The organism is Pseudomonas tritici, assembly GCF_014268275.3.
GTDB classification, from domain to species: domain Bacteria; phylum Pseudomonadota; class Gammaproteobacteria; order Pseudomonadales; family Pseudomonadaceae; genus Aquipseudomonas; species Aquipseudomonas tritici.
Genome location: NZ_CP077084.1, coordinates 6,130,375 through 6,153,553, shown reverse-complemented (window position 1 = coordinate 6,153,553; position 23,179 = coordinate 6,130,375). Strand labels below are relative to the sequence as shown.

The following is a 23,179-nucleotide window of genomic DNA, read 5'->3' as shown; positions in this document are numbered from 1 at the left end:
TCTGATGGTGTCAGTGAAACGACGTTCGGCCGATTGTAACGGTGTTGTCACCGATAAGAACGGTTTCACCGCGTAACAAACAAAGGATTTGTTACCGAATCCCCAGGCGTCACCCGCAATACTTCCGCCAGAGTGGTCAGCCCCGCTTCGACCTTTTGCAAGCCAGCGCGGCGCAGGCTGCACATGCCTTGTGCAACCGCTGCCTGGCGCAGGGCCTGCACGTCGGCGCCGGGCGTGATCAGCGCCTTGAGCGCTTCGTTCAACACCATGATTTCGTAAACGCCGGCTCGCCCCCGATAACCGCTGTTTCGGCATTCAACGCACCCGACGGCCTCATGGCCCTCACCCTGCGCACGTTTGCAGTGAGGGCACAAAACCCGCACCAACCGCTGCGCCATTACGCCCAGCAAGGTGGCCTTGATCAAATAGTGAGCAATGCCTAGCTCCTGCAAGCGGCTGATGGCGCTGGGTGCATCGTTGGTATGGAGTGTGGATAGCACCAAGTGCCCGGTCAGCGCGGCCTGGATCGCCATTTCAGCGGTTTCCTGGTCGCGGATTTCACCGATCATGATGATGTCCGGGTCCTGGCGCAGCAGGGCGCGGATGCCGCTGGCAAAGGTCAGGTCGATGTTGTGTTGCACCTGCATCTGGTTGAACGCGGGTTCGACCATCTCGATCGGGTCTTCCACGGTGCACAGGTTGACCTCCCGGGTCGCCAGTTGCCTGAGCGTGGTGTACAGGGTGCTGGTCTTGCCCGAACCCGTAGGGCCGGTGACCAGAATGATGCCGTTGGTCTGGCCAGTCATGGCGAGCCAGCGTTGTTGGTCCTCACTCGACAGACCCAACTGGTCAAAGCCCTTGAGCAGCACCTGAGGGTCGAAAATCCGCATCACCAGTTTCTCGCCAAATGCTGTCGGCAGGGTGGAAAGGCGCAGCTCGACTTCCGCCCCCGCCGGGCTTTTGGTTTTGACCCGGCCATCCTGTGGCCTGCGTTTTTCCGCCACGTTCATGCGGCCCAGGCTCTTCAGGCGGCTGACCACGGCCATCGTGACCTGGGGCGGAAACTGATAGACGTCATGCAGCAGTCCATCGATGCGAAAGCGCACACGGCCCTGTTCACGGCACGGTTCAATATGGATATCACTGGCGCGCTGGGCAAAGGCGTACTGCAGCAGCCAGTCGACGATATTGACGATATGCGCGTCGTTGGCATCAGGCTCCTGGTCGCTGGCGCCAAGGTTGAGCAGGTCCACATTGCCAGGCGCCGCGACCTTTTGATCGGCGCCGCTGACGGACTTCGCCAGCCGGTAAAACTCGCCGATACAGCGGGCGATGTCCTGGGGGTTGGCGACCACTCGCTTGATCGAGCGCTTGAGCACCTGGGCGAGCCCGGCCTCCCAACTGGTGACGTGGGGCTGGGCGCTGGCGACGGTGACGGTCTGTGCGTCCACCGCCACCGCCAGTATGGCGTGGCGTTGAGCGAAGGCGTGGGACATCAGCGGCACGACCGTCGCCACGTCGATCTTCAACGGGTCGATACGCAAGTAAGGTTGCCCGGCATGCTGGGCCAGCCATTCGGTCAGGGTTTCCAGGTTGGGGCCAAGGGCTGCGATGCTTTCCAAGGGATGCTGGGTGTTACTGGCCGGCAGCGCTGACAAGCGTTGCGCAACCTCGGGTGTGATCAGTTTTCCGTCGACCAAAGCCGGCAACAGCTGATGCAATTCCAATCGTTGGTCAACGGGCATGAAGATTTTCCTGGGGGGGCAGTGGGCGTTAATCCCAGGCTAGCCAGCCCCTGATTATCTGCCTCCCAGGGTGTATTGCAGATTTTTACCGAGCGCCCGCCACCATCGCTTGAGGCCCCGCAGAGTCAGCCGACCACACATTCAGCTCGCACACGTTGATCAGGTTTCGAATCTTTTCACCGATCACCTGAGCGCGGTGCCAGCTCAGGCCGTCCATCACAATGCCGATGTTCAGCAGGTCATCCTCCCTGTTCACTGTGACGTGTCGCGGTGTCAAAAACTGCAGCGCGAAATAGTTGAGCACTCGGCACAGCACATCCGGCTCCGCCTCGGCGACGATCTGGTAATGCGCCTGGCAATGGGCGTTGTTGACGGCCCAAGCGTCGACGCGAGTGACAGGGTGAGTGGTTTCGACGGCGTGCATGGGAAAGCTCCAGATTCGACTGGAGAAATTTTTACATTCGCCATGGGAGATTTCTTATCTAAGATGAGCCTGTTTTGCGAATAATCGAACCAATCAATTCAAGATAAGCGCCACAGAAGGTATTTATATGCACAGCGAGCTGGACGCCTACGACCGCCGTATCCTGGCCCTGCTGCAAGAGGACGCCTCGCTTTCCAGTGCACAAATTGCCGAACAGGTGGGCCTGTCCCAGTCGCCGTGCTGGCGGCGCATCCAGCGGCTCAAGGAAGAGGGGGTGATTCGCGGCCAGGTCACCTTGCTCGATCGCAAGAAGATCGGTCTCAATACGCAGATATTCGCCGAGGTCAAACTCAACGCCCACGGCCGTTCCAACTTCACTGAGTTCACCGACGCGATTCGCGGCTTTCCGGAAGTGCTGGAATGTTATGTGCTGATGGGGGCGGTGGATTTTCTGTTGCGAATTGTCACTTCGGACATTGAGGCGTATGAGCGGTTTTTCTTCGAGAAGTTGTCGATGGTGCCGGGGATTCAGGAGGTCAATTCGATTGTGGCGCTATCCGAGATCAAGTCCACGACCAGCCTGCCAGTATTGCGCTGATCGAGCCGGCCTCATCGCGGGCAAGCCCGGCTCCCACAGGGAATGCATTCCAAATGTGGGAGCCGGGCTTGCCCGCGATGGCGATATTACAGACGCAGAAGGGTCTTCCAGGCACGGTTCTGATACACCGCAATCGCCTGATGCATCCGCGCATCCAGCGACTCATCGGTGATCGGCTGGTTGGCCAGTTGCGCCAACTTGTTCAGCTCGCCATACAGGCGGTCCAGTTCCGGAACGTCGACCACGTTACGCGCATGGTGCAGCCAGGCCTGGATGCGTTCGATACGCGGCAGTTGCTCAGCCAGGTCTTCCGGCTGCTGCTGGTAGCGCGGCAGTTGCAGGGCGACAGCATCGTCAGCCAGCAGGCGCGGCAGCCAGTTGGTGATTTGCGCAGCGCCCTGGCGATTGCCGCGCACGTTGCGGTCGGCGGTCCAGGTGCGAGCCAGCAGCCAGCGCGAGGCGCTCAGTGAGAACTGGCCCCAGCGCACGTCTTCCAACTCTTCGACGAACTGCTCAGGCGCAGCTTTGCGGATGTCTTCATCGTCGTCACCGGCTTGTACCAGTGGGCGCCAGTCTTCCAGAAGAGCATCGAGTGCGCTGCGCAGTTCGCTGGTGGATTGACGCGGTGCGGCCTGGCCAAGGCTGCCGATCAGGGCGCGCAGTTCGCCGAGGGTGTCGACCCAGTCTTGCAACAGGCGCCAGTGGCCATTGAAACGGTATTGCTCGGCCAGGCGTTGGCTGCTGCCGAGCAGGTGCCACATGATCGCAGCGAAGGCATCGTCCAACGGCATTTCGGCGTGGATCTGCGGCGCCGGCAGGCTCAACGCGTAGCTGCTGGCGTCATACAAGCGATAGCCACGCTCGGCCTTGCTGATGTCGCAAGGCATCAGTGCCAGGGTCGCGGCCAGCTCGGCGGCGAGTTCCAGCAGGGCAGCCGGTTCACCTTCGCGCAGTTCCAGTTCCAGCTCGCAGATTTCTTCTTTCTGCTTGCCGACTACCACGTGACCCAGGTCCAAAGCGGCTTCGATCACCACCTTGGCTTTGCCACGGCCCCAGGCGATTTCGGCGCGTTCACGTACGAAGTCGGTGGTGAAGATCGGCTTGAGGGTCTTTTTGTCCAGCTCGGCCAGTTGCTCGGGCCAGCATTCGCCGTCGAGTTTCTTCACGTCGAGCTTGGCTTTGGGCAGGTCCCAGTTGTATTCGTTACGTTCCGACAAGCCGGCGATGCTCTGACCGCGGGTCTTGAGGGTCTGGATGATGTCGTCACCGTCCTTGCGCAGGCGCAGGGCGACTTTGGCCTGGGCCAGGTCGCGTTCGGGGGTGTCGAAATACTGGTTCATCAACTCACGGCGTTCCCAGCCACTTTTGTTGCGTTTTTTCAGTAGCGGGTGCTCACGCAGCGCAGCGAGTGTTTCGCGGCTGACGCGGAGCTTGATTTCGGTTTCTTTCTGCATGGCCGGAAAATCCAGGATCGGGAGCGCAGCCGGGAAAAAGAGTGGCTGCCAAGGTCGTGCAGTGTACAGGACTGAGCCCGGCAACGTGCCGCAACGGTTTATTGTGTCGTGCAGATGGCTCTATAGTGGGGCTCATCCGTGAAGTTGAGAGACCGCGCATGCCGTTACCCTCCATGAAAGAGCAGTTTGCCGCGCTGATTGCCGCGCCTTCGGTCAGTTGCACCCAAGCGGCTCTCGACCAGACCAACCGCCCAGTGATCGATTTGCTCGCCAGTTGGCTGGGTGACCTGGGTTTCGCCATCGATATCCAGCAAGTCAGCCCTGGCAAGTTCAACCTGCTCGCCAGTTACGGCAGCGGCCCCGGTGGGCTGGTGCTGGCCGGTCATAGCGATACCGTCCCTTATGACGCCGCGCTGTGGAAGACTGATCCGCTCAAACTGACGGAAGTCGACGGCCGCTGGGTAGGACTGGGCAGTTGTGACATGAAGGGCTTTTTTGCTCTGGCGATTGAAGCGGTGCTGCCGCTACTGGATCAACGGTTCAAGCAACCGCTGCTGATTCTCGCCACCTGCGATGAAGAAAGCTCCATGTCTGGCGCCCGCGCGCTGGCCGAGGCAGGGCGCCCGTTGGGCCGCGCGGCGGTGATCGGTGAGCCGACCGGGCTCAAGCCGATCCGCCTGCACAAAGGCGTGATGATGGAGCGCATCGACATCCTCGGCCAGAGTGGCCATTCGTCGGACCCAAGCCTGGGCCACAGTGCCCTCGAAGCCATGCACGACGCCATGGGCGAACTGCGCGGGCTGCGCCTGGCCTGGCAACGTGAGTACCGCAATCCGCAATTCAGTGTGCCGCAGCCGACCCTGAATTTTGGCTGCATCCATGGCGGGGACAACCCCAACCGCATCTGCGGCCAGTGTTCCCTGGAGTTCGACCTGCGGCCCTTGCCGGGCATGGACCCGCAAGTGTTGCGCGCGGCCATCCGGCAGAAGCTTGAGCCCTTGGCCGAGCGGCATAAGGTCAAGATTGACTACGCGCCGTTGTTCCCCGAGGTGCCGCCGTTTGAGCAAGCCGAAGACGCCGAGCTTGTGCGGGTTGCGGAACGATTGACCGGTCATCGTGCTGAAGCAGTAGCGTTCGGCACCGAAGCGCCTTATCTTCAGCGCCTTGGTTGTGAAACCCTGGTACTTGGCCCTGGCGACATCGCTTGCGCCCATCAGCCGGGCGAGTACCTCGAAATGTCACGCTTGACGCCTACAGTGCGTCTATTGCGGGAACTGATCGAACATTACTGCCTGAAACCTGCATAAATTAACCTCTGCCCATTCGTACATAAGGAGAGTGAGCGTGTCGCCAAGCCTGTTCCGACGATAACCATCAGCCCGCTGTGCGCTTTCACGATTCATCCTTTTTCGGCTGCTTTTTATTACAGGCCCAGGTTCTATGCCCGACTACGTTAATTGGCTTCGTCACGCGTCCCCTTACATCAACGCCCACCGCGACTGCACCTTTGTAGTCATGCTGCCCGGCGATGGTGTGGAACATCCCAACTTCGGCAATATCGTCCACGACCTGGTGCTGCTCCACAGCCTGGGCGTGCGGTTGGTGTTGGTCCACGGTTCGCGCCCGCAGATCGAAGTGCGCCTTGAAGCGCGTGGCCTGACCCCTACTTACCACGAAGGCATGCGCATCACCGACGCGGCGACGCTGGAGTGCGTGATCGACGCGGTCGGCCACCTGCGTATCGCCATTGAAGCGCGCCTGTCGATGGACATGGCCTCGTCGCCGATGCAGGGCTCGCGCCTGCGCGTAACCAGCGGCAACTTCGTGACCGCGCGCCCTATCGGCGTATTGGACGGCGTGGACTATCACCACACCGGCGAAGTGCGCCGGGTCGACCGCAAGGGTATTAATCGCCTGCTGGACGAGCGCTCCATCGTGCTGTTGTCGCCGCTGGGGTATTCGCCCACTGGTGAGATCTTCAACCTGGCCTGCGAAGACGTCGCCACGCGCGCCGCCATCGACTTGGGTGCCGACAAGCTACTGCTGTTCGGCGCCGACTTGGGCCTGATCGATGAAAATGGTCGCCTGGTGCGTGAACTGCGCCCGCAACAAGTGCCGGCCCACCTGCAGCGCCTGGGTAGCAACTACCAGGCCGAATTGCTCGACGCCGCCGCAGAAGCTTGCCGGGGTGGAGTAGGGCGCAGCCATATCGTCAGCTACGCCGAAGACGGCGCTTTGCTCACCGAGCTGTTTACCCGTGACGGCGGCGGTACGCTGGTGGCCCAGGAGCAATTTGAACTGGTGCGCGAAGCGGCGATTGAAGACGTGGGCGGCTTGCTCGACCTGATCAGCCCGCTGGAAGAGCAGGGGATCCTGGTGCGCCGTTCGCGGGAAGTGCTGGAGCGTGAGATCGAGCAGTTCAGCGTGGTTGAGCGCGAAGGCATGATCATCGCGTGTGCAGCGCTGTATCAGATCGCGGATTCGGATGCGGGTGAGCTGGCGTGCCTGGCAGTGAACCCGGAATATCGCCACGGCGCGCGGGGTGATGTGTTGTTGGAACGCATCGAGACACGAGCGCGGGCGCAAGGGTTGAAGACATTATTTGTCCTCACCACCCGCACCGCCCACTGGTTCCGTGAGCGGGGGTTTGTACCGAGCAGCGTGGATCGTCTGCCGTCGGCGCGGGCTTCGCTGTACAACTACCAGCGTAATTCGAAGATTTTTGAGAAGGCGTTGTAGGCCCGATTTCGGCGGTCAAGCAGGTCAACGTGTGAGAGGGGGCTTGCTCCCGATGGCGGAGTGTCAGTCGATAGTACTTGACTGGCTCACCGCTATCGGAAGCAAGCCCCTTCTCATTTCTATTCCTTCAGAAGTATTGATCAGGGCCGATACGATGGCAGGCACACCGTGAAACCAGCGGTGTTGACATCAAAAGAAAGTATTAGCGATACAAAAACTGTAACAAATTGACGGGAGGATGTGCGTTTCGCCATCATGGCGTCGCTTTTTTGATCGTGAGTGACGTATGAAACCGTACAGTCAGACTAAACGGTCTAAAAGTGCGCTGGTAAATACCCTTTAGGAATAGCTTGTGTAACGTTCAGTCTACGTAGATTGGGTCGTATCGCGAAAACGCTTATTCCTGGATCGTATGAAAAAGAATGAAATAATTCTTTTTGGGTGTATGAAAAACTCATTACCCTGCAGGGACCAAATCAACTGCAGTTAGACGAAGGTAGTAGACACACAAGGTTACGATTGACTTGTCAGTCACTATGCGGCGCTAATCGCGCATCTGTGGATCGAGGGCGTCAGACCCGAGACCAAAGAAATACAAAAATTAGAAACGAGAGGAGCGGTACATGAATAAGTCCACCTTGGCTTTGGCTGTAGCTTTGGGCGCAATCGCCCAGCAAGCAGGCGCTGCCGGTTTCATCGAAGACAGCAAGGCAACACTGGGGCTGCGTAACTTCTACATCAATACGGATAACCGTGATGGTCACCGTGGCACCTCCAACTCGGCCAGCAAGAATGCTGAATGGGGCCAGGGCTTCGACCTGCGTTTCATCTCGGGTTACACCCAAGGTACTGTTCAGTTCGGTGTTGATGCGATCGGCCTGTACGGTGTGCGTCTGGACTCCAGCCGTGCCGAACACGGTAACTACACCGGCACCGCTTCCGGCGGCACCGTGTTCCCAAGCGACGGCAACAAGGCTGTCCACGATTACGCTAGCCTGGGCGTGACCGGCAAGGTCAAGATCTCCCAAACCGAGCTGAAGCTGGGCACCCTGCAGCCTAAACTGCCAGTTATCGTGACCAACGATGGTCGTCTGCTGCCGCAAACCTTCCAAGGTGGTCAGATCACTACCAACGACATCAAGGATTTGACTCTGGTTGCCGGTCAGATCGAAAAGGCCAAGGGTCGTAACTCCACTGACAGCGATCAGTTGTCGCTCGCCGGTGCTAACAGCCGTGGCGTGAACTGGCGCGACAGCAATAAGTTCATCTACGGTGGCGGTGACTACAAGATCACCAAAGACCTGACTGCTCAGTACTACTACGGCAACCTGGAAGATTTCTACAAGCAACACTTCCTCGGTCTGACCCACAACTGGTCGATCGGCCCGGGCGTTTTGAAGTCCGACCTGCGTTACTTCAACAGTTCCGATGACGGTGCCAACGGTCACGAGTCTGCTTACTACACCACCGGCAACTACAACGGTTTTGGTGGCGGTAAGGGTAAAGTCGATAACAACTTGTACAGCGGCCTGTTCCTGTACACCGTTGCCGGTCACACCTTCGGTGGCGGTTATCAAGTCAGCAACGGAAGCAGCGACTTCCCTTGGTTGAACCAAGGCGACGGTTCGTCGGCTTACATCACCACTGACATGCAAATCCAGAAGTTCGCCCGTGCCGGCGAGCGTACCTGGCAAGCACGTTACGCTTACGACTTCGCAAAAGTTGGCGTACCTGGCCTGACTGCTGGTGTTGTTTACCTGAAAGGTTCCGACATCGACACCGTAGGTGCCAACCCAACGCGTACCGAAATCACCGGCCAGTCCGAGTGGGAACGCGACATCACCGTTGCCTACGTGATCCCAGAAGGCCCGCTGAAAAACCTCGGCGTCGCCTGGAAAAACGCGATGTGGCGTACCGACCTGGCGAACACCCGTTCCCAGGACGAAAACCGCCTGATCGTCAGCTACTCGCTGCCACTGTTCTAGTAGTGTGAAGCTGTTGTAACTGTGTAAAACCTTGCCCGGTGCAACACCGGGCAAGGTGTCTTACTTTCAAGTCGGGCTAAACCCCCGCAAGCCCTTCCTGAACCCCTCTGTGTACAGCGTCTCAAGGCCTTCTCGAACCTTGGAATCGATGTTGCTCCTCGCCTGCACCCACGTCCAATGAACAGATTTTTAATATTCCTTTATCGTCTAGATAAATCGATATTTATTCTTTTTAAATAATCCGCAATCCATGCACAGTGGGATCCATAAGCACTCACCAGGAGCACCACCATGAGCCTAAGACTGGGCGATATCGCCCCCGACTTCGAGCAGGATTCCAGCGCCGGTACGATTCGTTTCCACGAATGGCTGGGCGATAGCTGGGGTGTGTTGTTTTCCCACCCGGCGGACTTCACCCCGGTGTGCACCACCGAGCTGGGCTTCACCGCCAAGCTCAAGGACGAATTTGCTCAGCGCGGCGTCAAGGCAATTGCCCTGTCGGTCGATCCGGTGGACTCGCACCACACGTGGATCGAAGACATCAACGAAACCCAGAACACGATCGTCAACTTCCCAATCCTGGCGGATGCCAATCGTAAAGTGTCCGACCTCTACGACCTGATCCACCCGAACGCCAGTGACACCCTCACCGTGCGCTCTTTGTTCGTGATCGACCCGAACAAGAAGATCCGCCTGACCATCACCTATCCGGCCAGTACCGGCCGTAACTTCCACGAAATCCTGCGGGTCATCGACTCGCTGCAGCTGACCGACAACCACAAGGTCGCCACGCCCGCCAATTGGCAGGACGGTGATGAGGTGGTGATCGTGCCGTCGCTCAAGGATGAGGAAGAGATCAAGAAGCGATTTCCGAAGGGGTATCGGGCGGTGAAACCGTATCTGCGGCTTACCCCTCAGCCTAACCGCTGATACCGAATCGCGGGCAAGCCCGCTCCCACAGGGGAATGCGATCGACTGTGGGAGCCGGGCTTGCCCGCGATGGCGTCGGTACATGCACCACAGAATTTGAGTTGGAACCGAATCACACAGCAGGGGTTTTCAGGCCGTTTTTACGGCCTTTTTTTTCGCCCGGAGATTCATAATCTGTATATGCATTTAAAGAATAAACAAATGAAAAAATAAGATTTAAAGATATATAAATCTGCTGATAAGGTCTGTTCCATCTTGGCGCCATCGCCACACAGCGAACCGCTGACACCTGCTCAAGGAAATCCTGCATGTTGGTCGTAACACTTGGAGGCAGTCCCAGCCAGCGTTCGCGCTCCGGGGTGTTGCTGGATAAAACCCGTCAGTGGTTGCAAGACAAAGGCGTGGAAGTGGTGAGTTACCAGATACGGGACTTCCCGGCTGAAGACTTGCTGCACGCTCGCTTCGACAGCCCCAAGGTCATCGACCTGCTGCAACAGGTGGCGAATGCGGATGGCCTGGTGATTGCCACGCCGGTCTACAAGGCTTCGTTTTCCGGCGCGCTGAAAACCGTGCTCGACCTGCTGCCCGAACGCGCCCTGGCCCACAAGATCGTGTTGCCGATGGCGACTGGCGGCAGCATCGCCCACATGCTGGCGGTGGACTACGCCTTGAAGCCGGTGTTGTCGGCGCTGAAAGCCCAGGAATTGCTCCACGGAATTTTTGCCGAGGACAGCCAGATCGCTTATGCCGAAGGCAGCGCACAAGCGCAGCTGGTGCCGGTGCTCGAACACCGGTTGCACGAAGCTCTTGAGCAGCTCCTCAGCGCCATGGCTCGTCACCCGAAACCGCTGGACCCGCATGTGTTGAATGAACGTTTGTTGAGTGCTCGCTGGAGCATTTAAGCGGTACCCGACATCAAGTAACACTCACCTTACTCAGCCGCCAACGGCCAAGCAGGTGCAGCCAAAACCCTATTCGCATATTTGGAGAGAGCGCCATGCGCACTGTCATCTTGCGTCGTGGTCTGGTCGCACTGTTTGCTGCGGCTGTGTCCTTCGGCGCCATTGTTCAAGCTCAAGCCGCCGAGACCTTGCGTATCGGTTACCAGAAGTACGGCACGTTGGTGCTGCTCAAAGCCAAGGGCACCCTGGAAAAACGCCTGGCCGCCCAAGGCGTGAACGTGCAATGGACCGAGTTTCCCGGTGGGCCGCAATTGCTCGAGGGCCTGAACGTCGGCTCCATCGACTTCGGCGTGACCGGCGAAACCCCACCGGTGTTCGCCCAGGCGGCTGGTGCCGACTTGCTCTACGTGGCCTACGAGCCACCCGCGCCGACCAGCGAAGCGATCCTGGTGCCGAAAGATTCGCCGATCAAATCCGTGGCCGAGCTCAAGGGCAAGAAAATCGTGCTCAACAAAGGCTCCAACGTGCACTACCTGCTGGTACGTGCGCTGGAAGACGCCGGCCTGAAATACACCGACGTGCAGACCGTGTTCCTGCCGCCCGCCGATGCGCGTGCCGCCTTTGAGCGTGGCAGCGTGGATGCGTGGGTGATCTGGGACCCGTACCAGGCTGCCGCCGAAAAACAACTGCAAGCACGCACCCTGCGTGACGGTACCGGCATTGCCGACAACCATCAGTTCTACCTGGCGACCAAGCCGTACGCTGAAAAAAATCCGGAAGTGATCAAGGCGTTGATCGAAGAAGTGCGCGCCGTGGGCGAATGGTCCAAGGCCAACCCGCAGGAAGTGACTGAACAAGTCGCTCCGCTGCTCGGCCTGCCGGCTGACATCACCCTGACCTCGGTGAAACGCCAAGGCTACGGTGCGCTGTTCCTGACCCCGCAAGTGGTCGCTGCCCAGCAGAGAATCGCCGACACCTTCTACCAACTCAAATTGATCCCCAAGCCCTTGAGCATCAAGGACGTGATCTGGACACCACCCGCCGCCGTTGCCAAAGCGCCGTAATCCGATTTTTCAGGAGACAACTCCATGAGCCTCACTATTTTCTGGTTCCTGCCTACCCACGGCGACGGCCATTACCTTGGCACCGCCGAAGGCGCTCGCGCCGTTGACCACGGTTACCTGCAGCAAGTGGCCCAGGCCGCTGACCGCCTGGGGTTCGGCGGGGTGCTGATCCCTACCGGTCGCTCCTGCGAAGACTCGTGGCTGGTGGCTGCCTCGCTGATTCCGGTGACCCAGCGTCTGAAATTCCTTGTCGCGTTGCGCCCCGGGATCATTTCCCCGACGGTGGCCGCGCGTCAGGCTGCGACCCTGGATCGCCTGTCTGGCGGCCGTGCGTTGTTCAATCTGGTCACCGGTGGTGACCCGGAGGAATTGGCCGGCGACGGTCTGTTCCTCAGCCATGAAGAGCGCTACCAGGCTTCTGTGGAGTTCACCCGCATCTGGCGCCGCGTGCTGGAAGGCGAAACCGTGGATTACGACGGCGAGCACATCAGCGTCAAAGGCGCCAAGCTGCTTTACCCGCCGATCCAGCAACCACGCCCGCCGCTGTACTTCGGCGGTTCCTCCGAGGCCGCCCAGGACCTGGCTGCCGAACAAGTGGAAATGGTGCTGACCTGGGGCGAGCCACCGGCTGCCGTCGCTGAAAAGATCGAGCAGGTACGGGCCAAGGCCGCGAAGCTCGGGCGCACTGTGCGCTTTGGTATTCGCTTGCACGTGATCGTGCGTGAAACCAACGATGAGGCATGGAAAGCCGCCGACAAACTGATCTCTCATCTGGACGACGACACCATTGCTCGTGCCCAGGCCTCCCTGGCGCGTTTCGATTCCGTCGGTCAGCAACGCATGGCTGCCTTGCATGGCGGCAACCGCGACAACCTCGAAGTCAGCCCCAATCTGTGGGCCGGCGTTGGCCTTGTCCGAGGCGGCGCGGGTACGGCGCTGGTGGGCGATGGCCCAACGGTTGCTGAACGTGTGAAGGAATACGCAGCGCTCGGCATCGACACGTTTATCTTCTCTGGTTACCCACACCTGGAAGAGTCGTATCGCGTCGCCGAGCTGCTGTTCCCACACCTGGATATCGAGCGTCCCGAGCTGCCAAAAAGCGCCGGGTACGTCAGCCCGTTCGGCGAGATGGTCGCCAACGACATCCTTCCCAAAGCTGCGTCACAGAGCTGAGGCAGCGCCATGAACTTTGAAAAACTAAGCCATCGTGTGGCGCCCTGGGTACTGCCGATTCTCTTGCTGGCGGTGTGGCAGTTGTCGGTGTCGGCGGGCTGGTTGTCGACGCGCATTCTGCCGGCGCCCAGCGCCGTGATTGCAGCCGGCGTCCACCTGGTGGCCAGCGGCGAAATCTGGACACACCTGGCCATCAGCGGCTGGCGTGCGGGCCTGGGTTTTGTGATCGGCGGCAGCATCGGCCTGGCCCTGGGCTTTATCACCGGCCTGTCGACATGGGGCGAACGCCTGCTGGACAGCTCGGTGCAGATGATCCGCAACGTGCCGCACCTGGCGCTGATCCCGTTGGTAATCCTGTGGTTCGGCATCGACGAGACGGCGAAGGTTTTCCTGGTCGCCCTTGGCACGCTGTTCCCGATCTACCTCAACACGTATCACGGCATCCGCAATGTCGACCCGGCGCTGGTGGAAATGTCGCGCAGCTACGGCTTGTCCGGGTTCAGCCTGTTCCGTCAGGTGATCCTGCCCGGCGCGCTGCCGTCGATCCTGGTGGGGGTGCGGTTTGCCCTGGGCTTTATGTGGCTGACGCTGATCGTGGCGGAAACCATCTCGGCCAGTTCCGGTATCGGTTACCTGGCGATGAACGCCCGTGAATTCCTGCAAACCGATGTGGTGGTACTCGCGATTGTGATGTACGCGATCCTCGGCAAGCTGGCCGACCTGGCCGCGCGTGGCCTGGAGCGTGTGTGGCTGCGCTGGCACCCGGCGTATCAAGTGAATAAAGGAGGTGCGGCATGACAGCTCAACAACCCCCGCGCCTGCTGAAGGGGATTCCCTTGGCGGTGCGCAAACTGCGCAAGGCTTTTGGTGCGCGCGAAGTGCTCAAGGAAATCGACCTGCACATTCCTGCTGGCCAGTTCGTGGCGGTGGTCGGTCGCAGCGGTTGCGGCAAAAGTACGTTATTGCGCCTGCTGGCCGGCCTGGACAAAGCCAGCGGCGGCGAGCTGCTGGCCGGCTCCGCGCCGCTGAGCGAAGCGATTGAAGACACGCGGTTGATGTTCCAGGAAGCGCGCCTGCTGCCGTGGAAAAAGATTATCGATAACGTCGGCCTGGGCCTTAAAGGCAACTGGCGCCCCAAAGCGCTGGAAGCCCTGGAAGCAGTCGGCCTGGCCGAACGCGCCAATGAGTGGCCGGCGGCGCTGTCCGGTGGGCAGAAGCAACGCGTGGCCCTGGCGCGCGCCTTGATCCATCAACCGCGCCTGCTGTTGCTTGACGAGCCCTTGGGCGCGCTGGATGCCCTGACTCGTATCGAGATGCAGCAACTGATCGAAAACCTCTGGCAGAAGCACGGCTTTACCGTGTTGCTGGTGACCCACGATGTCAGCGAAGCCGTGGCCATTGCCGACCGGGTGATCCTGATCGAAGACGGCGAAATCGGCCTCGACCTGATCGTCGACCTGCCACGCCCACGGGCCCGCGGCTCGCATCGCTTGGCGGCGCTGGAAGCCGAAGTGCTCAACCGTGTGTTGTCGTTACCCGGCACGCCGCCGGAACCTGAACCTGTTTCACCGCTGCCTACGCAATTGCGTTGGGCTCAATAACTCACTTGTCCTACGAAGAGAGAACACCATGACTATTAAAGCCATCAACGTGCGTAACCAGTTCAAAGGCACGATCAAGGAAATCGTCGAAGGCGACGTGCTGTCGGAAATCGATGTGCAAACGGCGTCCGGCATCGTTACTTCGGTAATCACTACTCGCTCGGTCAAAGAGCTGGAGCTGGTGATTGGCAGCGAAGTGATTGCCTTTGTTAAGTCCACCGAGGTGTCGATTGCCAAGTTGTAATTGGCGTTGTTCTTGAGGCCGCTATCGCAGGCAAGCCAGCTCCCACATTTGACCGAGTTCCAAGGTTGGAATGCATTCAAATGTGGGAGCTGGCTTGCCTGCGATAGAGCCGGCCCTGTCAAACCAGGACTTGGCGCTTAGGCAAATACGCCGGCAAATAAAGCCCCACATACGCATCAAACACCCGCATCCCTTCCTCCGCCATGCGCGGCGTAATCAACCCATGTTGATGCACTGAGCGCGCATACACGCGGTCGCTCAGCTCCAGCGCTAACGCAAACACATCCACATCGCTGGGCAACGTCGGCACTTCAAAGTGACGGTTGAACACGGTGAGCATCAGGTCGCCCAATTCCAGATCATGCTGACGGTCGGCCTGGGTCACTTCGGTGAGCCCGTGCTGCGCCAGGATCAACTGTCGCGCGGCGGCGTCATGATCATAGATGGTGAGCATGCGCTGTTCGACGATGCAGGACAGGTCGCGCCAGTGTTTGAGTGAGTCATGCTCGATGGGTGCCTGGATGGCTGCCCGGAATGCGGCGTGCACGTCTGCGGTCAACGCCTCCAGCAATGCCGGCACGCTGGCGAAGAAGTGATAGACCGACGAAGGGGGAATCTGCGCCCGTTCGGCCACGCTGTAGATCGACAAACCGGCCACGCCTTCAGCGGCCAGCAAAGTGCGGGCTGCGTCGAGGATCGCGTCGATCCGGGCCTGGCTACGGGCGCGGGGTTTGCGAGGGGCGGCGGGACGGGTGGTCATGGAAGTCTCCTACAAGGCAGCGGGCATTGTATGAGCAGGGAGGTGTGTTGTCTGCCAGGCCGCCTTCGCGAGCAAGCCCGCTCCCACATTCGAACCGGTTTCTTCAGGAGAACTCGGTCAAATGTGGGAGCGGCGGTGCGACGATTCGACTTGCTCGCGAAGGGGCCAACTCGGTCTCCCGGAATAAACCCATAAAAAAACGCCGCAGGCCATTAAGCCTGCGGCGTTCTCTTATTGCAGCCACCGCTTACACGGTATGCAGGTACCAGTTGTACTCAAGGTCGGAGATAGAGTGTTCAAACTCCTCCAGCTCACTTTCCTTACAGGCAACGAAGATATCGATGTATTTAGGATCGATGTACTTGGCCATCACCTCGCTGTCATCCAACTCGCGCAGGGCATCGCGCAGGTTGTTCGGCAGGCTTTGCTCGTTCTGCTCGTAGCTGTTGCCTTCCACCGGTGCGTTCGGCTCGATCTTGTTGGTCAGGCCGTGATGCACGCCTGCCAAAACCGAAGCCATCAGCAAGTAAGGGTTGGCGTCGGCGCCAGCCACACGGTGTTCGATCCGCACGGAATCGGCCGCGCCAGTCGGTACGCGGATCGCCACGGTGCGGTTATCCAGGCCCCAGCACGGCGAGTTCGGCACGTAGAACTGTGCGCCGAATCGACGGTAGGAGTTGACGTTGGGGCACAGGAACGCCATTTGAGCGGGTAGGGTCTCCAGCACACCGCCGATCGCGTGACGCAATGCGGCGTTCTGCTCGGGATCCTCGCTGGCAAAGATGTTCTTGCCGTCTTTGTCCAGGATCGAAATGTGTACGTGTAAACCGTTGCCTGCCTGGCCTGGGTAAGGCTTGGCCATGAAGGTGGTGTCCATCTCATGGTCGTAGGCGATGTTCTTGATCAGGCGTTTGAGCAATACGGCGTAGTCACACGCCTTGATCGGGTCGGCCACGTGGTGCAGGTTCACTTCGAACTGCGCCGGGGCACTTTCCTTGACGATGGCGTCGGCCGGGATGCCTTGCTCTTTGGCACCTTCCAGGATGTCCTGGAGGCAGTCGACGTATTCGTCGAGGTCGTCGATCAGGTAGACCTGTGTCGAATGCGGGCGTTTACCGGAGATCGGCGAGCGGGGCGGTTGCGGGCGGCCGTTCACGTTCTCCTGGTCGATCAGGTAGAACTCAAGCTCGAAGGCAGCGCAGATGGTCAGACCGAGGTCGTCAAATTTGCTGACAACTTGCCGGAGCACTTCGCGCGGATCGGCGAAGAACGGCTCACCTTCTAGTTCGTGCATGGTCATCAGCAGTTGCGCGGTAGGGCGCTTTTGCCACGGCTCATTGCACAGGGTGTCGGGGATTGGATAACAGATTCGGTCAGCATCACCGATGTCCAGGCCCAGGCCGGTGCTTTCCACCGTAGAGCCATTGATATCCAGGGCAAATAAAGAGGCAGGCAGGTTAATGCCCTTCTCGTAAACCTTGTGGAGGCTGGTGCGTTCGATGCGCTTGCCGCGCACCACACCATTCATATCCGCAATTAGAAGGTCTACGTACAGAACCTCAGGATGATCCTTAAGGAACGCGTTCGCTTCGTTAAGCTGAACGGCACGCGGGGGTACCGACATGATGCAACACCTTTGTTGTTAAAAATATCAATCATTGATCTTTTCTGGTTTCAGTCAACCCGAACGGCATGCCGAAGTCAAGCGAGGCCTTTTTTGCCCTAAAAAAGCGCCCTGAGGGCTTTTTTGAGGCTTTTTGGGGCGGTTTTTTGGGTTTGAAAGGCTTGGGACTCGCAGGCTTGAGCGGGCCGTGTTGTATTTTTTACGGGGGTGTTGTGTAAAAAAATGAACAAGGCTAAGCTCGATTCAAACCCATAACAGCAATAATACCGGGGTGCTTCATGTTTCGCCTGCCTCCACTTGGCGTCTCTGCCTGCTTCAGACAGGCTTTGTCATCATTCCATTCTTCCTGTGTAAACACCCGCAGCCCGGTCAATATTCTTGACGCCTCGGCTGACCTCGTCTTTGCCCATTCGCTTTCCTCTTGCCTGCTTCTGAGCGGCTCCCGTGCAGGGTGCTGCTCATGATTCTGCACGAGTTTGGCCTGAGGAATGCAACGCTGCAGCAAATGGCAGGTAAGCTCCTACCCTGAATGAAAAAACGACGCGGATGCTGCGTCAAACAACGCCTGGCCTTTAACGGATGCCAGGAAACCCAGCCCAGAGGCATTTATGAGTAACAACCTCGACCAGCTCACCGATTGGTTGAAAGACCACAAGATCACAGAAGTCGAATGCATGATTGGCGACCTTACGGGTATCACCCGTGGCAAGATCTCGCCAACCAACAAATTCATTGCTGAAAAAGGCATGCGCCTGCCCGAGAGCGTTCTGTTGCAGACCGTGACTGGCGACTATGTCGAAGACGACATCTATTACGAATTGCTCGACCCGGCCGACATCGACATGATCTGCCGCCCCGACCAGAACGCGGTATTCCTGGTGCCCTGGGCCATCGAGCCCACCGCCCAGGTGATCCACGACACCTACGACAAGCAAGGCAACCCGATCGAGCTGTCGCCGCGCAACGTGCTCAAGAAAGTCCTCAAGCTTTACTCCGACAAAGGCTGGCAGCCCATCGTGGCACCGGAGATGGAGTTTTACCTGACCAAACGTTGCGAAGACCCGGACTTCCCGCTGCAACCGCCGATTGGCCGGTCCGGTCGCCCGGAGACCGGTCGGCAGTCCTTCTCTATAGAAGCGGCCAACGAATTCGACCCTTTGTTCGAAGACGTCTACGACTGGTGCGAGCTGCAGGAACTGGACCTCGACACACTGATTCACGAAGACGGCACGGCGCAGATGGAAATCAACTTCCGTCATGGTGATGCCCTGTCCCTGGCCGACCAGATCCTGGTGTTCAAGCGCACCATGCGTGAGGCCGCACTCAAGCACAACGTGGCCGCCACCTTTATGGCCAAGCCGATGACCGGCGAGCCTGGCAGCGCGATGCATTTGCACCAGAGCATCATCGACATCGCCACCGGCAAGAACGTCTTCTCCAATGAAGACGGGAGCATGAGCCAGCTGTTCCTCAACCACATTGGCGGCCTGCAGAAATTCATTCCTGAATTGCTGCCGCTGTTTGCCCCCAACGTGAACTCGTTCCGCCGCTTCCTGCCCGACACCTCGGCGCCGGTGAACGTGGAATGGGGCGAAGAAAATCGCACGGTCGGCCTGCGCGTACCGGATGCCGGCCCGCAGAACCGCCGTGTGGAAAACCGCCTGCCGGGCGCCGACGCCAACCCGTACCTGGCGATTGCCGCCAGCTTATTGTGTGGCTACATCGGCATGGTCGAAGGCCATGAGCCGAGCGCGCCGGTGGTGGGTCGTGGTTACGAGCGACGCAACCTGCGCCTGCCGTTGACCATCGAGGACGCCCTGGAGCGTATGGAAAACAGCAAGACCATCGAAAAATACCTGGGTCAGAAATTCATCACAGGCTATGTCGCGGTCAAGCGGGCCGAGCATGAAAACTTCAAGCGCGTGATCAGTTCGTGGGAGCGGGAATTCCTGCTCTTTGCCGTCTGATGCGCCGGGCGTGTGGGGCAACCCGCGCGCCCTTCACTGAAAAGTCTAGGAGATTGGTATGTCCAGCAACAACCCGCAAACCCGTGAATGGCAAGCCTTGAGCAGCGATCACCACTTGGCGCCGTTCAGCGACTTCAAGCAATTGAAAGAGAAAGGCCCACGGATCATTACCAAAGCCCATGGCGTTTACCTGTGGGACAGCGAAGGCAACAAGATCCTCGACGGCATGGCCGGCCTGTGGTGCGTGGCGATCGGTTACGGTCGCGATGAACTGGCTGACGCCGCCGCCAAGCAGATGAAAGAACTGCCGTACTACAACCTGTTCTTCCAGACCGCTCACCCGCCGGTGCTGGAATTGGCCAAGGCGATTTCCGACATCGCGCCTGCCGGCATGAACCATGTGTTCTTCACCGGGTCCGGCTCCGAAGGCAACGACACCATGTTGCGCATGGTCCGCCACTACTGGGCGATCAAAGGCCAGCCCAACAAGAAAACCATCATCAGCCGCAAGAATGGCTACCACGGCTCTACCGTGGCCGGCGCCAGCCTGGGCGGCATGACCTATATGCATGAGCAGGGTGACTTGCCGATCCCGGGCATTACCCACATCGCCCAGCCGTACTGGTTTGGCGAAGGCGGCGACATGAGCCCGGAAGAATTCGGCGTGTGGGCGGCCAATCAGCTGGAAGAGAAGATCCTTGAACTGGGCGTGGACAACGTCGGTGCCTTTATTGCCGAGCCGATCCAGGGCGCCGGTGGCGTGATCGTACCGCCCGCCACGTACTGGCCGCGCATCAAGGAAATCCTCGCCAAGTACGACATTCTGTTTGTGGCCGATGAAGTGATCTGCGGTTTCGGCCGTACCGGCGAGTGGTTCGGCAGCGATTTCTACGACCTCAAGCCGCACATGATGACCATCGCCAAGGGCCTGACCTCGGGTTACATCCCCATGGGTGGCCTGATCGTGCGCGATGACGTGGTGGAAGTACTCAACGAAGGCGGTGATTTCAACCACGGCTTCACTTATTCCGGTCATCCGGTGGCCGCTGCGGTGGCGCTGGAGAACATCCGCATCATGCGCGATGAAAAAATCGTCAGTCGCGTTCATGACGAAACGGCACCGTATTTGCAGAAACGTCTGAGGGAGCTGGCTGATCATCCGCTGGTGGGTGAAGTGCGCGGCGTGGGCATGCTCGGTGCGATTGAGCTGGTGCAGGACAAAGCCACGCGCAAACGTTACGAAGGCAAGGGCGCCGGCATGATCTGCCGCACGTTCTGCTTCGAGAATGGCCTGATCATGCGCGCCGTGGGCGACACCATGATCATTTCGCCGCCGCTGGTGATCAGCAAGGCCGAAATTGACGAGCTGGTGACCAAGGCTCGCCACTGCCTGGACCTGACTTTGGCGGCATTGCAGGGCTAAGTGCTAGGCTCAGTGCGCAGCGGCTTTCGAGCGTTGCGCATCGAGCAGTTATAAATGAGGCTTTGGTTGAAAGCTGGCCTCAGAACTTGCCAGACTGTCGCCCTGTTTTGTTGCCCTTTAGACGGGCCGCAGAACCTTGTAAGAACGTGGCCCAAAAAAGAAAAATTGGAGCATCACCAAATGAAGGCATTAGGTTTGAAGAACGCTGGCAAGACCCTCCTCGCCTTGTCCCTGATGGGCGCAATGGCGGGCGCGGCCCAGGCAGACGATAAAGTGCTGCACGTCTACAACTGGTCCGACTACATTGCACCGGACACCATCGCCAACTTTGAAAAAGAGTCGGGCATCAAAGTGGTGTACGACGTTTTTGACAGCAACGAAACCCTGGAAGCCAAGTTGCTGGCAGGCAAGTCCGGCTACGACATCGTCGTACCGTCGAACAACTTCCTCGCCAAGCAGATCAAGGCCGGTGTGTATCAGGAGCTGGACAAGTCCAAGCTGACCAACTACGACAACCTGAACAAATCCCTGCTCAAGGCCGTGTCGGTCAGCGACCCGGACAACAAGCACGCCTTCCCGTACATGTGGGGCTCGATCGGCATCGGCTACAACCCGGAGAAGGTCAAGGCCGCGCTGGGCGTGGACAAGATCGAATCGTGGGATGTGCTGCTCAAGCCTGAGAACATCGCCAAGCTGAAAAGCTGCGGCGTGAGCTTCCTTGATTCGCCTACCGAAATGTTGCCGATCGCGCTGCACTACCTGGGCCTGCCGACTGACAGCCAGAAGAAAGACGACCTCAAGCAAGCCGAGGCGCTATTCCTGAAGATCCGTCCTTCGATCGGCTATTTCCACTCGTCCAAGTACATCTCGGACCTGGCCAACGGCAACATCTGCGTCGCCGTGGGTTACTCGGGTGACATCCAGCAGGCCAAGTCCCGCGCGGCTGAAGCCGGTGGCAAGGTGAAAGTGGCCTACGACATTCCTAAAGAAGGCGCCGGCAGCTTCTTCGACATGGTCGCCATCCCTAAAGATGCCGAAAACGTCGACGCGGCCTACAAGTTCATGAACTACCTGCTGAAGCCGGAAGTGATGGCTTCGATCACCAACAGCGTACGTTTCCCGAACGGTAACGAGAAGGCGACCGCACTGGTCGACAAGGACATCACAAGCGATCCAGGCATTTACCCGTCAGCAGAGGTGCAGGCCAAGCTCTACGCCATTGCTGACTTGCCGGCGGCGACCCAGCGTGAAATGACACGCAGCTGGACCAAGATCAAGTCCGGTAAGTAACCGGTCTTCATTAACCACCGCGCCTGGCGCGGTGGTTAATGAAACAAATAAATGACAGAAAGTTTTGCCGGATCGGTTTATCGAGGGTAAGTTGCGCGCCGGTTTTGTTGCCGTGCAACAACTTTAAGGCCCAACTATTTAAGAGGACCTCCACTTGCCAATTTCTTTATTTCGCAAAGCCTTGCTGGTGGGTGCAGGTATCACGCTGGCTGTCAGCGTGCAGGCCGCACCGACTGTGCATATTTATAACTGGTCGGACTACATCGGCGACGACACCCTGGCCAACTTTGAAAAGGCCAGCGGCATCAAGCCCGTGTACGACGTGTTCGATTCCAACGAAACCCTGGAAGGCAAGCTGCTGGCCGGGCGTACCGGCTACGACGTGGTGGTGCCGTCCAACCACTTCCTCGGCAAGCAGATCAAGGCCGGGGCGTTCCAGAAGCTCGACAAGTCATTGCTGACGAACTACGCCAACCTTGACCCGGTGCTGCTCAAGCGTCTGGAAAAAAACGACCCGGGCAACCAGTACGCCGTGCCGTACCTGTGGGGCACCAACGGCATTGGCTACAACGTCGATAAAGTGAAGGAAGTGCTGGGTGTCGACAAGATCGATTCCTGGGCCGTGCTGTTCGAGCCGGAGAACATGAAGAAGCTGGCCACGTGCGGTGTGTCGTTCATGGACTCGGCGGATGAGATGCTGCCCGCGGTGCTCAACTACATGGGCCTGGACCCCAACAGCACAAACCCGGCCGACTACAAGAAAGCCGAGGAAAAACTGCTGAAAGTGCGTCCTTACGTGACCTACTTCCATTCGTCCAAATACATCTCCGACCTGGCCAACGGCAACATCTGCGTGGCCGCCGGTTTTTCCGGTGATGTGTTCCAGGCCAAGGCCCGCGCGGCCGAGGCGGGCAAGGGCGTGAACATCGCCTACGCGATTCCGAAAGAAGGCGGCAACCTGTGGTTTGACGTACTGGCGATCCCCAAGGATGCCGCCAACGTCAAGGAAGCCCACGCCTTTATCAACTATTTGCTGCAGCCTGAGGTGATCGCTCAGGTCAGTGATCACGTCGGCTACGCCAACCCTAACCCAGGGGCGGACAAGCTGATGGAACAATCGATACGCACCGACGAAGCGGTTTACCCACCGCAGGCGGTTCTCGATCGGACATTTGTCAATTTCGAGCTACCCCCGAAAGTGCAACGTTTGATGACCCGTAGCTGGACCAAGGTCAAGACGGGCAAGTAAGGCTCAG

General features: G+C 58.9%; 21 protein-coding genes. 15 read left to right on the top strand and 6 right to left on the bottom strand.

The window, feature by feature from the left end; translation table 11 throughout:
• Nucleotides 1-65: 65 nt before the first annotated feature.
• Nucleotides 66-1,745 carry a GspE/PulE family protein gene (locus HU722_RS28310; protein ID WP_065891330.1) on the bottom strand — a complete coding sequence of 560 codons (1,680 nt, stop codon included), beginning with the start codon at nucleotides 1,743-1,745 and terminating at the stop codon, nucleotides 66-68.
• An 85-nt stretch (nucleotides 1,746-1,830) separates the two neighbouring features.
• On the bottom strand, nucleotides 1,831-2,169 hold the full coding sequence (locus HU722_RS28305; RefSeq protein WP_065880222.1) for an ACT-like domain-containing protein: 339 nt from the start codon (nucleotides 2,167-2,169) through the stop codon (nucleotides 1,831-1,833).
• Nucleotides 2,170-2,296: 127 nt separating this feature from the next.
• Between HU722_RS28305 and HU722_RS28300 the strand changes: the two genes are divergently transcribed.
• On the top strand, nucleotides 2,297-2,767 hold the full coding sequence (locus tag HU722_RS28300) for an Lrp/AsnC family transcriptional regulator (RefSeq protein WP_010207358.1): 471 nt from the start codon (nucleotides 2,297-2,299) through the stop codon (nucleotides 2,765-2,767).
• 86 nt (nucleotides 2,768-2,853) lie between these two features.
• Here HU722_RS28300 and HU722_RS28295 read toward each other — a convergent pair whose 3' ends face one another.
• On the bottom strand, nucleotides 2,854-4,221 hold the full coding sequence (locus HU722_RS28295; RefSeq protein WP_065891331.1) for a CYTH domain-containing protein: 1,368 nt from the start codon (nucleotides 4,219-4,221) through the stop codon (nucleotides 2,854-2,856).
• Between the two features lie 158 nt (nucleotides 4,222-4,379).
• Between HU722_RS28295 and argE the strand changes: the two genes are divergently transcribed.
• From argE to HU722_RS28275, 4 genes are all read left to right on the top strand, one after another.
• The gene (gene argE / locus HU722_RS28290; RefSeq protein WP_065891332.1) at nucleotides 4,380-5,528 is read left to right on the top strand and encodes an acetylornithine deacetylase; all 1,149 of its coding nucleotides are present in this window, start codon (nucleotides 4,380-4,382) and stop codon (nucleotides 5,526-5,528) included.
• Between the two features lie 133 nt (nucleotides 5,529-5,661).
• Nucleotides 5,662-6,960, top strand: coding sequence for an amino-acid N-acetyltransferase (argA, locus tag HU722_RS28285; protein ID WP_065891333.1), 1,299 nt, complete (start codon nucleotides 5,662-5,664; stop codon nucleotides 6,958-6,960).
• 623 nt (nucleotides 6,961-7,583) lie between these two features.
• A complete protein-coding gene (locus tag HU722_RS28280) occupies nucleotides 7,584-8,945 on the top strand; it encodes an OprD family porin (protein WP_065891334.1) in 1,362 nt (453 codons plus the stop codon).
• A 291-nt stretch (nucleotides 8,946-9,236) separates the two neighbouring features.
• Complete coding sequence (locus HU722_RS28275; RefSeq protein WP_065880219.1) at nucleotides 9,237-9,875, top strand: peroxiredoxin; 639 nt, start codon at nucleotides 9,237-9,239, stop codon at nucleotides 9,873-9,875.
• 112 nt (nucleotides 9,876-9,987) lie between these two features.
• Here the strand turns inward: HU722_RS28275 and HU722_RS28270 are convergent, their stop codons facing one another.
• Entirely contained in the window at nucleotides 9,988-10,185 is a 198-nt protein-coding gene (locus tag HU722_RS28270) for a hypothetical protein (RefSeq protein WP_139113228.1), read from the bottom strand.
• On the opposite strand from HU722_RS28270, the gene ssuE reads away from it, so the two are divergent.
• From ssuE to HU722_RS28240, 6 genes are all read left to right on the top strand, one after another.
• Nucleotides 10,184-10,777, top strand: a complete 594-nt coding sequence (gene ssuE / locus HU722_RS28265; RefSeq protein WP_065891335.1) for an NADPH-dependent FMN reductase — start codon at nucleotides 10,184-10,186, stop codon at nucleotides 10,775-10,777. The two genes, HU722_RS28270 and ssuE, sit on opposite strands and share 2 nt — an antisense overlap.
• A gap of 95 nt (nucleotides 10,778-10,872) precedes the next feature.
• Entirely contained in the window at nucleotides 10,873-11,841 is a 969-nt protein-coding gene (locus tag HU722_RS28260) for a sulfonate ABC transporter substrate-binding protein (RefSeq protein WP_065891336.1), read from the top strand.
• Between the two features lie 24 nt (nucleotides 11,842-11,865).
• Nucleotides 11,866-13,014 (top strand): FMNH2-dependent alkanesulfonate monooxygenase, encoded by a 1,149-nt coding sequence (ssuD, locus tag HU722_RS28255; RefSeq protein ID WP_065874422.1) that lies wholly within the window; start codon nucleotides 11,866-11,868, stop codon nucleotides 13,012-13,014.
• A 9-nt stretch (nucleotides 13,015-13,023) separates the two neighbouring features.
• Complete coding sequence (gene ssuC / locus HU722_RS28250) at nucleotides 13,024-13,812, top strand: aliphatic sulfonate ABC transporter permease SsuC (protein WP_065874421.1); 789 nt, start codon at nucleotides 13,024-13,026, stop codon at nucleotides 13,810-13,812.
• On the top strand, nucleotides 13,809-14,615 hold the full coding sequence (gene ssuB, locus HU722_RS28245) for an aliphatic sulfonates ABC transporter ATP-binding protein (protein ID WP_025857375.1): 807 nt from the start codon (nucleotides 13,809-13,811) through the stop codon (nucleotides 14,613-14,615). Before ssuC ends, ssuB begins: the two co-directional genes overlap by 4 nt.
• A 28-nt stretch (nucleotides 14,616-14,643) precedes the next feature.
• Complete coding sequence (locus tag HU722_RS28240) at nucleotides 14,644-14,859, top strand: TOBE domain-containing protein (protein ID WP_003213899.1); 216 nt, start codon at nucleotides 14,644-14,646, stop codon at nucleotides 14,857-14,859.
• Between the two features lie 118 nt (nucleotides 14,860-14,977).
• Here the strand turns inward: HU722_RS28240 and HU722_RS28235 are convergent, their stop codons facing one another.
• On the bottom strand, nucleotides 14,978-15,619 hold the full coding sequence (locus HU722_RS28235; RefSeq protein WP_065874420.1) for a TetR/AcrR family transcriptional regulator: 642 nt from the start codon (nucleotides 15,617-15,619) through the stop codon (nucleotides 14,978-14,980).
• A gap of 247 nt (nucleotides 15,620-15,866) precedes the next feature.
• Nucleotides 15,867-17,243, bottom strand: a complete 1,377-nt coding sequence (locus HU722_RS28230) for a glutamine synthetase family protein (RefSeq protein ID WP_065874419.1) — start codon at nucleotides 17,241-17,243, stop codon at nucleotides 15,867-15,869.
• A gap of 608 nt (nucleotides 17,244-17,851) precedes the next feature.
• On the opposite strand from HU722_RS28230, the gene HU722_RS28225 reads away from it, so the two are divergent.
• The 4 genes from HU722_RS28225 to HU722_RS28210 all read left to right on the top strand — a co-directional run bounded on the left by HU722_RS28225 (nucleotide 17,852) and on the right by HU722_RS28210 (nucleotide 23,172).
• Nucleotides 17,852-19,210: a glutamine synthetase family protein gene (locus HU722_RS28225; protein ID WP_065874418.1), complete on the top strand. Its 1,359-nt coding sequence runs from the start codon at nucleotides 17,852-17,854 to the stop codon at nucleotides 19,208-19,210.
• 58 nt (nucleotides 19,211-19,268) lie between these two features.
• Complete coding sequence (locus tag HU722_RS28220) at nucleotides 19,269-20,633, top strand: aspartate aminotransferase family protein (RefSeq protein WP_065891337.1); 1,365 nt, start codon at nucleotides 19,269-19,271, stop codon at nucleotides 20,631-20,633.
• A 195-nt stretch (nucleotides 20,634-20,828) separates the two neighbouring features.
• Entirely contained in the window at nucleotides 20,829-21,923 is a 1,095-nt protein-coding gene (locus HU722_RS28215) for a polyamine ABC transporter substrate-binding protein (RefSeq protein WP_065874456.1), read from the top strand.
• A 154-nt stretch (nucleotides 21,924-22,077) separates the two neighbouring features.
• Nucleotides 22,078-23,172, top strand: coding sequence for a polyamine ABC transporter substrate-binding protein (locus HU722_RS28210; RefSeq protein ID WP_065880215.1), 1,095 nt, complete (start codon nucleotides 22,078-22,080; stop codon nucleotides 23,170-23,172).
• The last annotated feature ends 7 nt before the right edge of the window (nucleotides 23,173-23,179 follow it).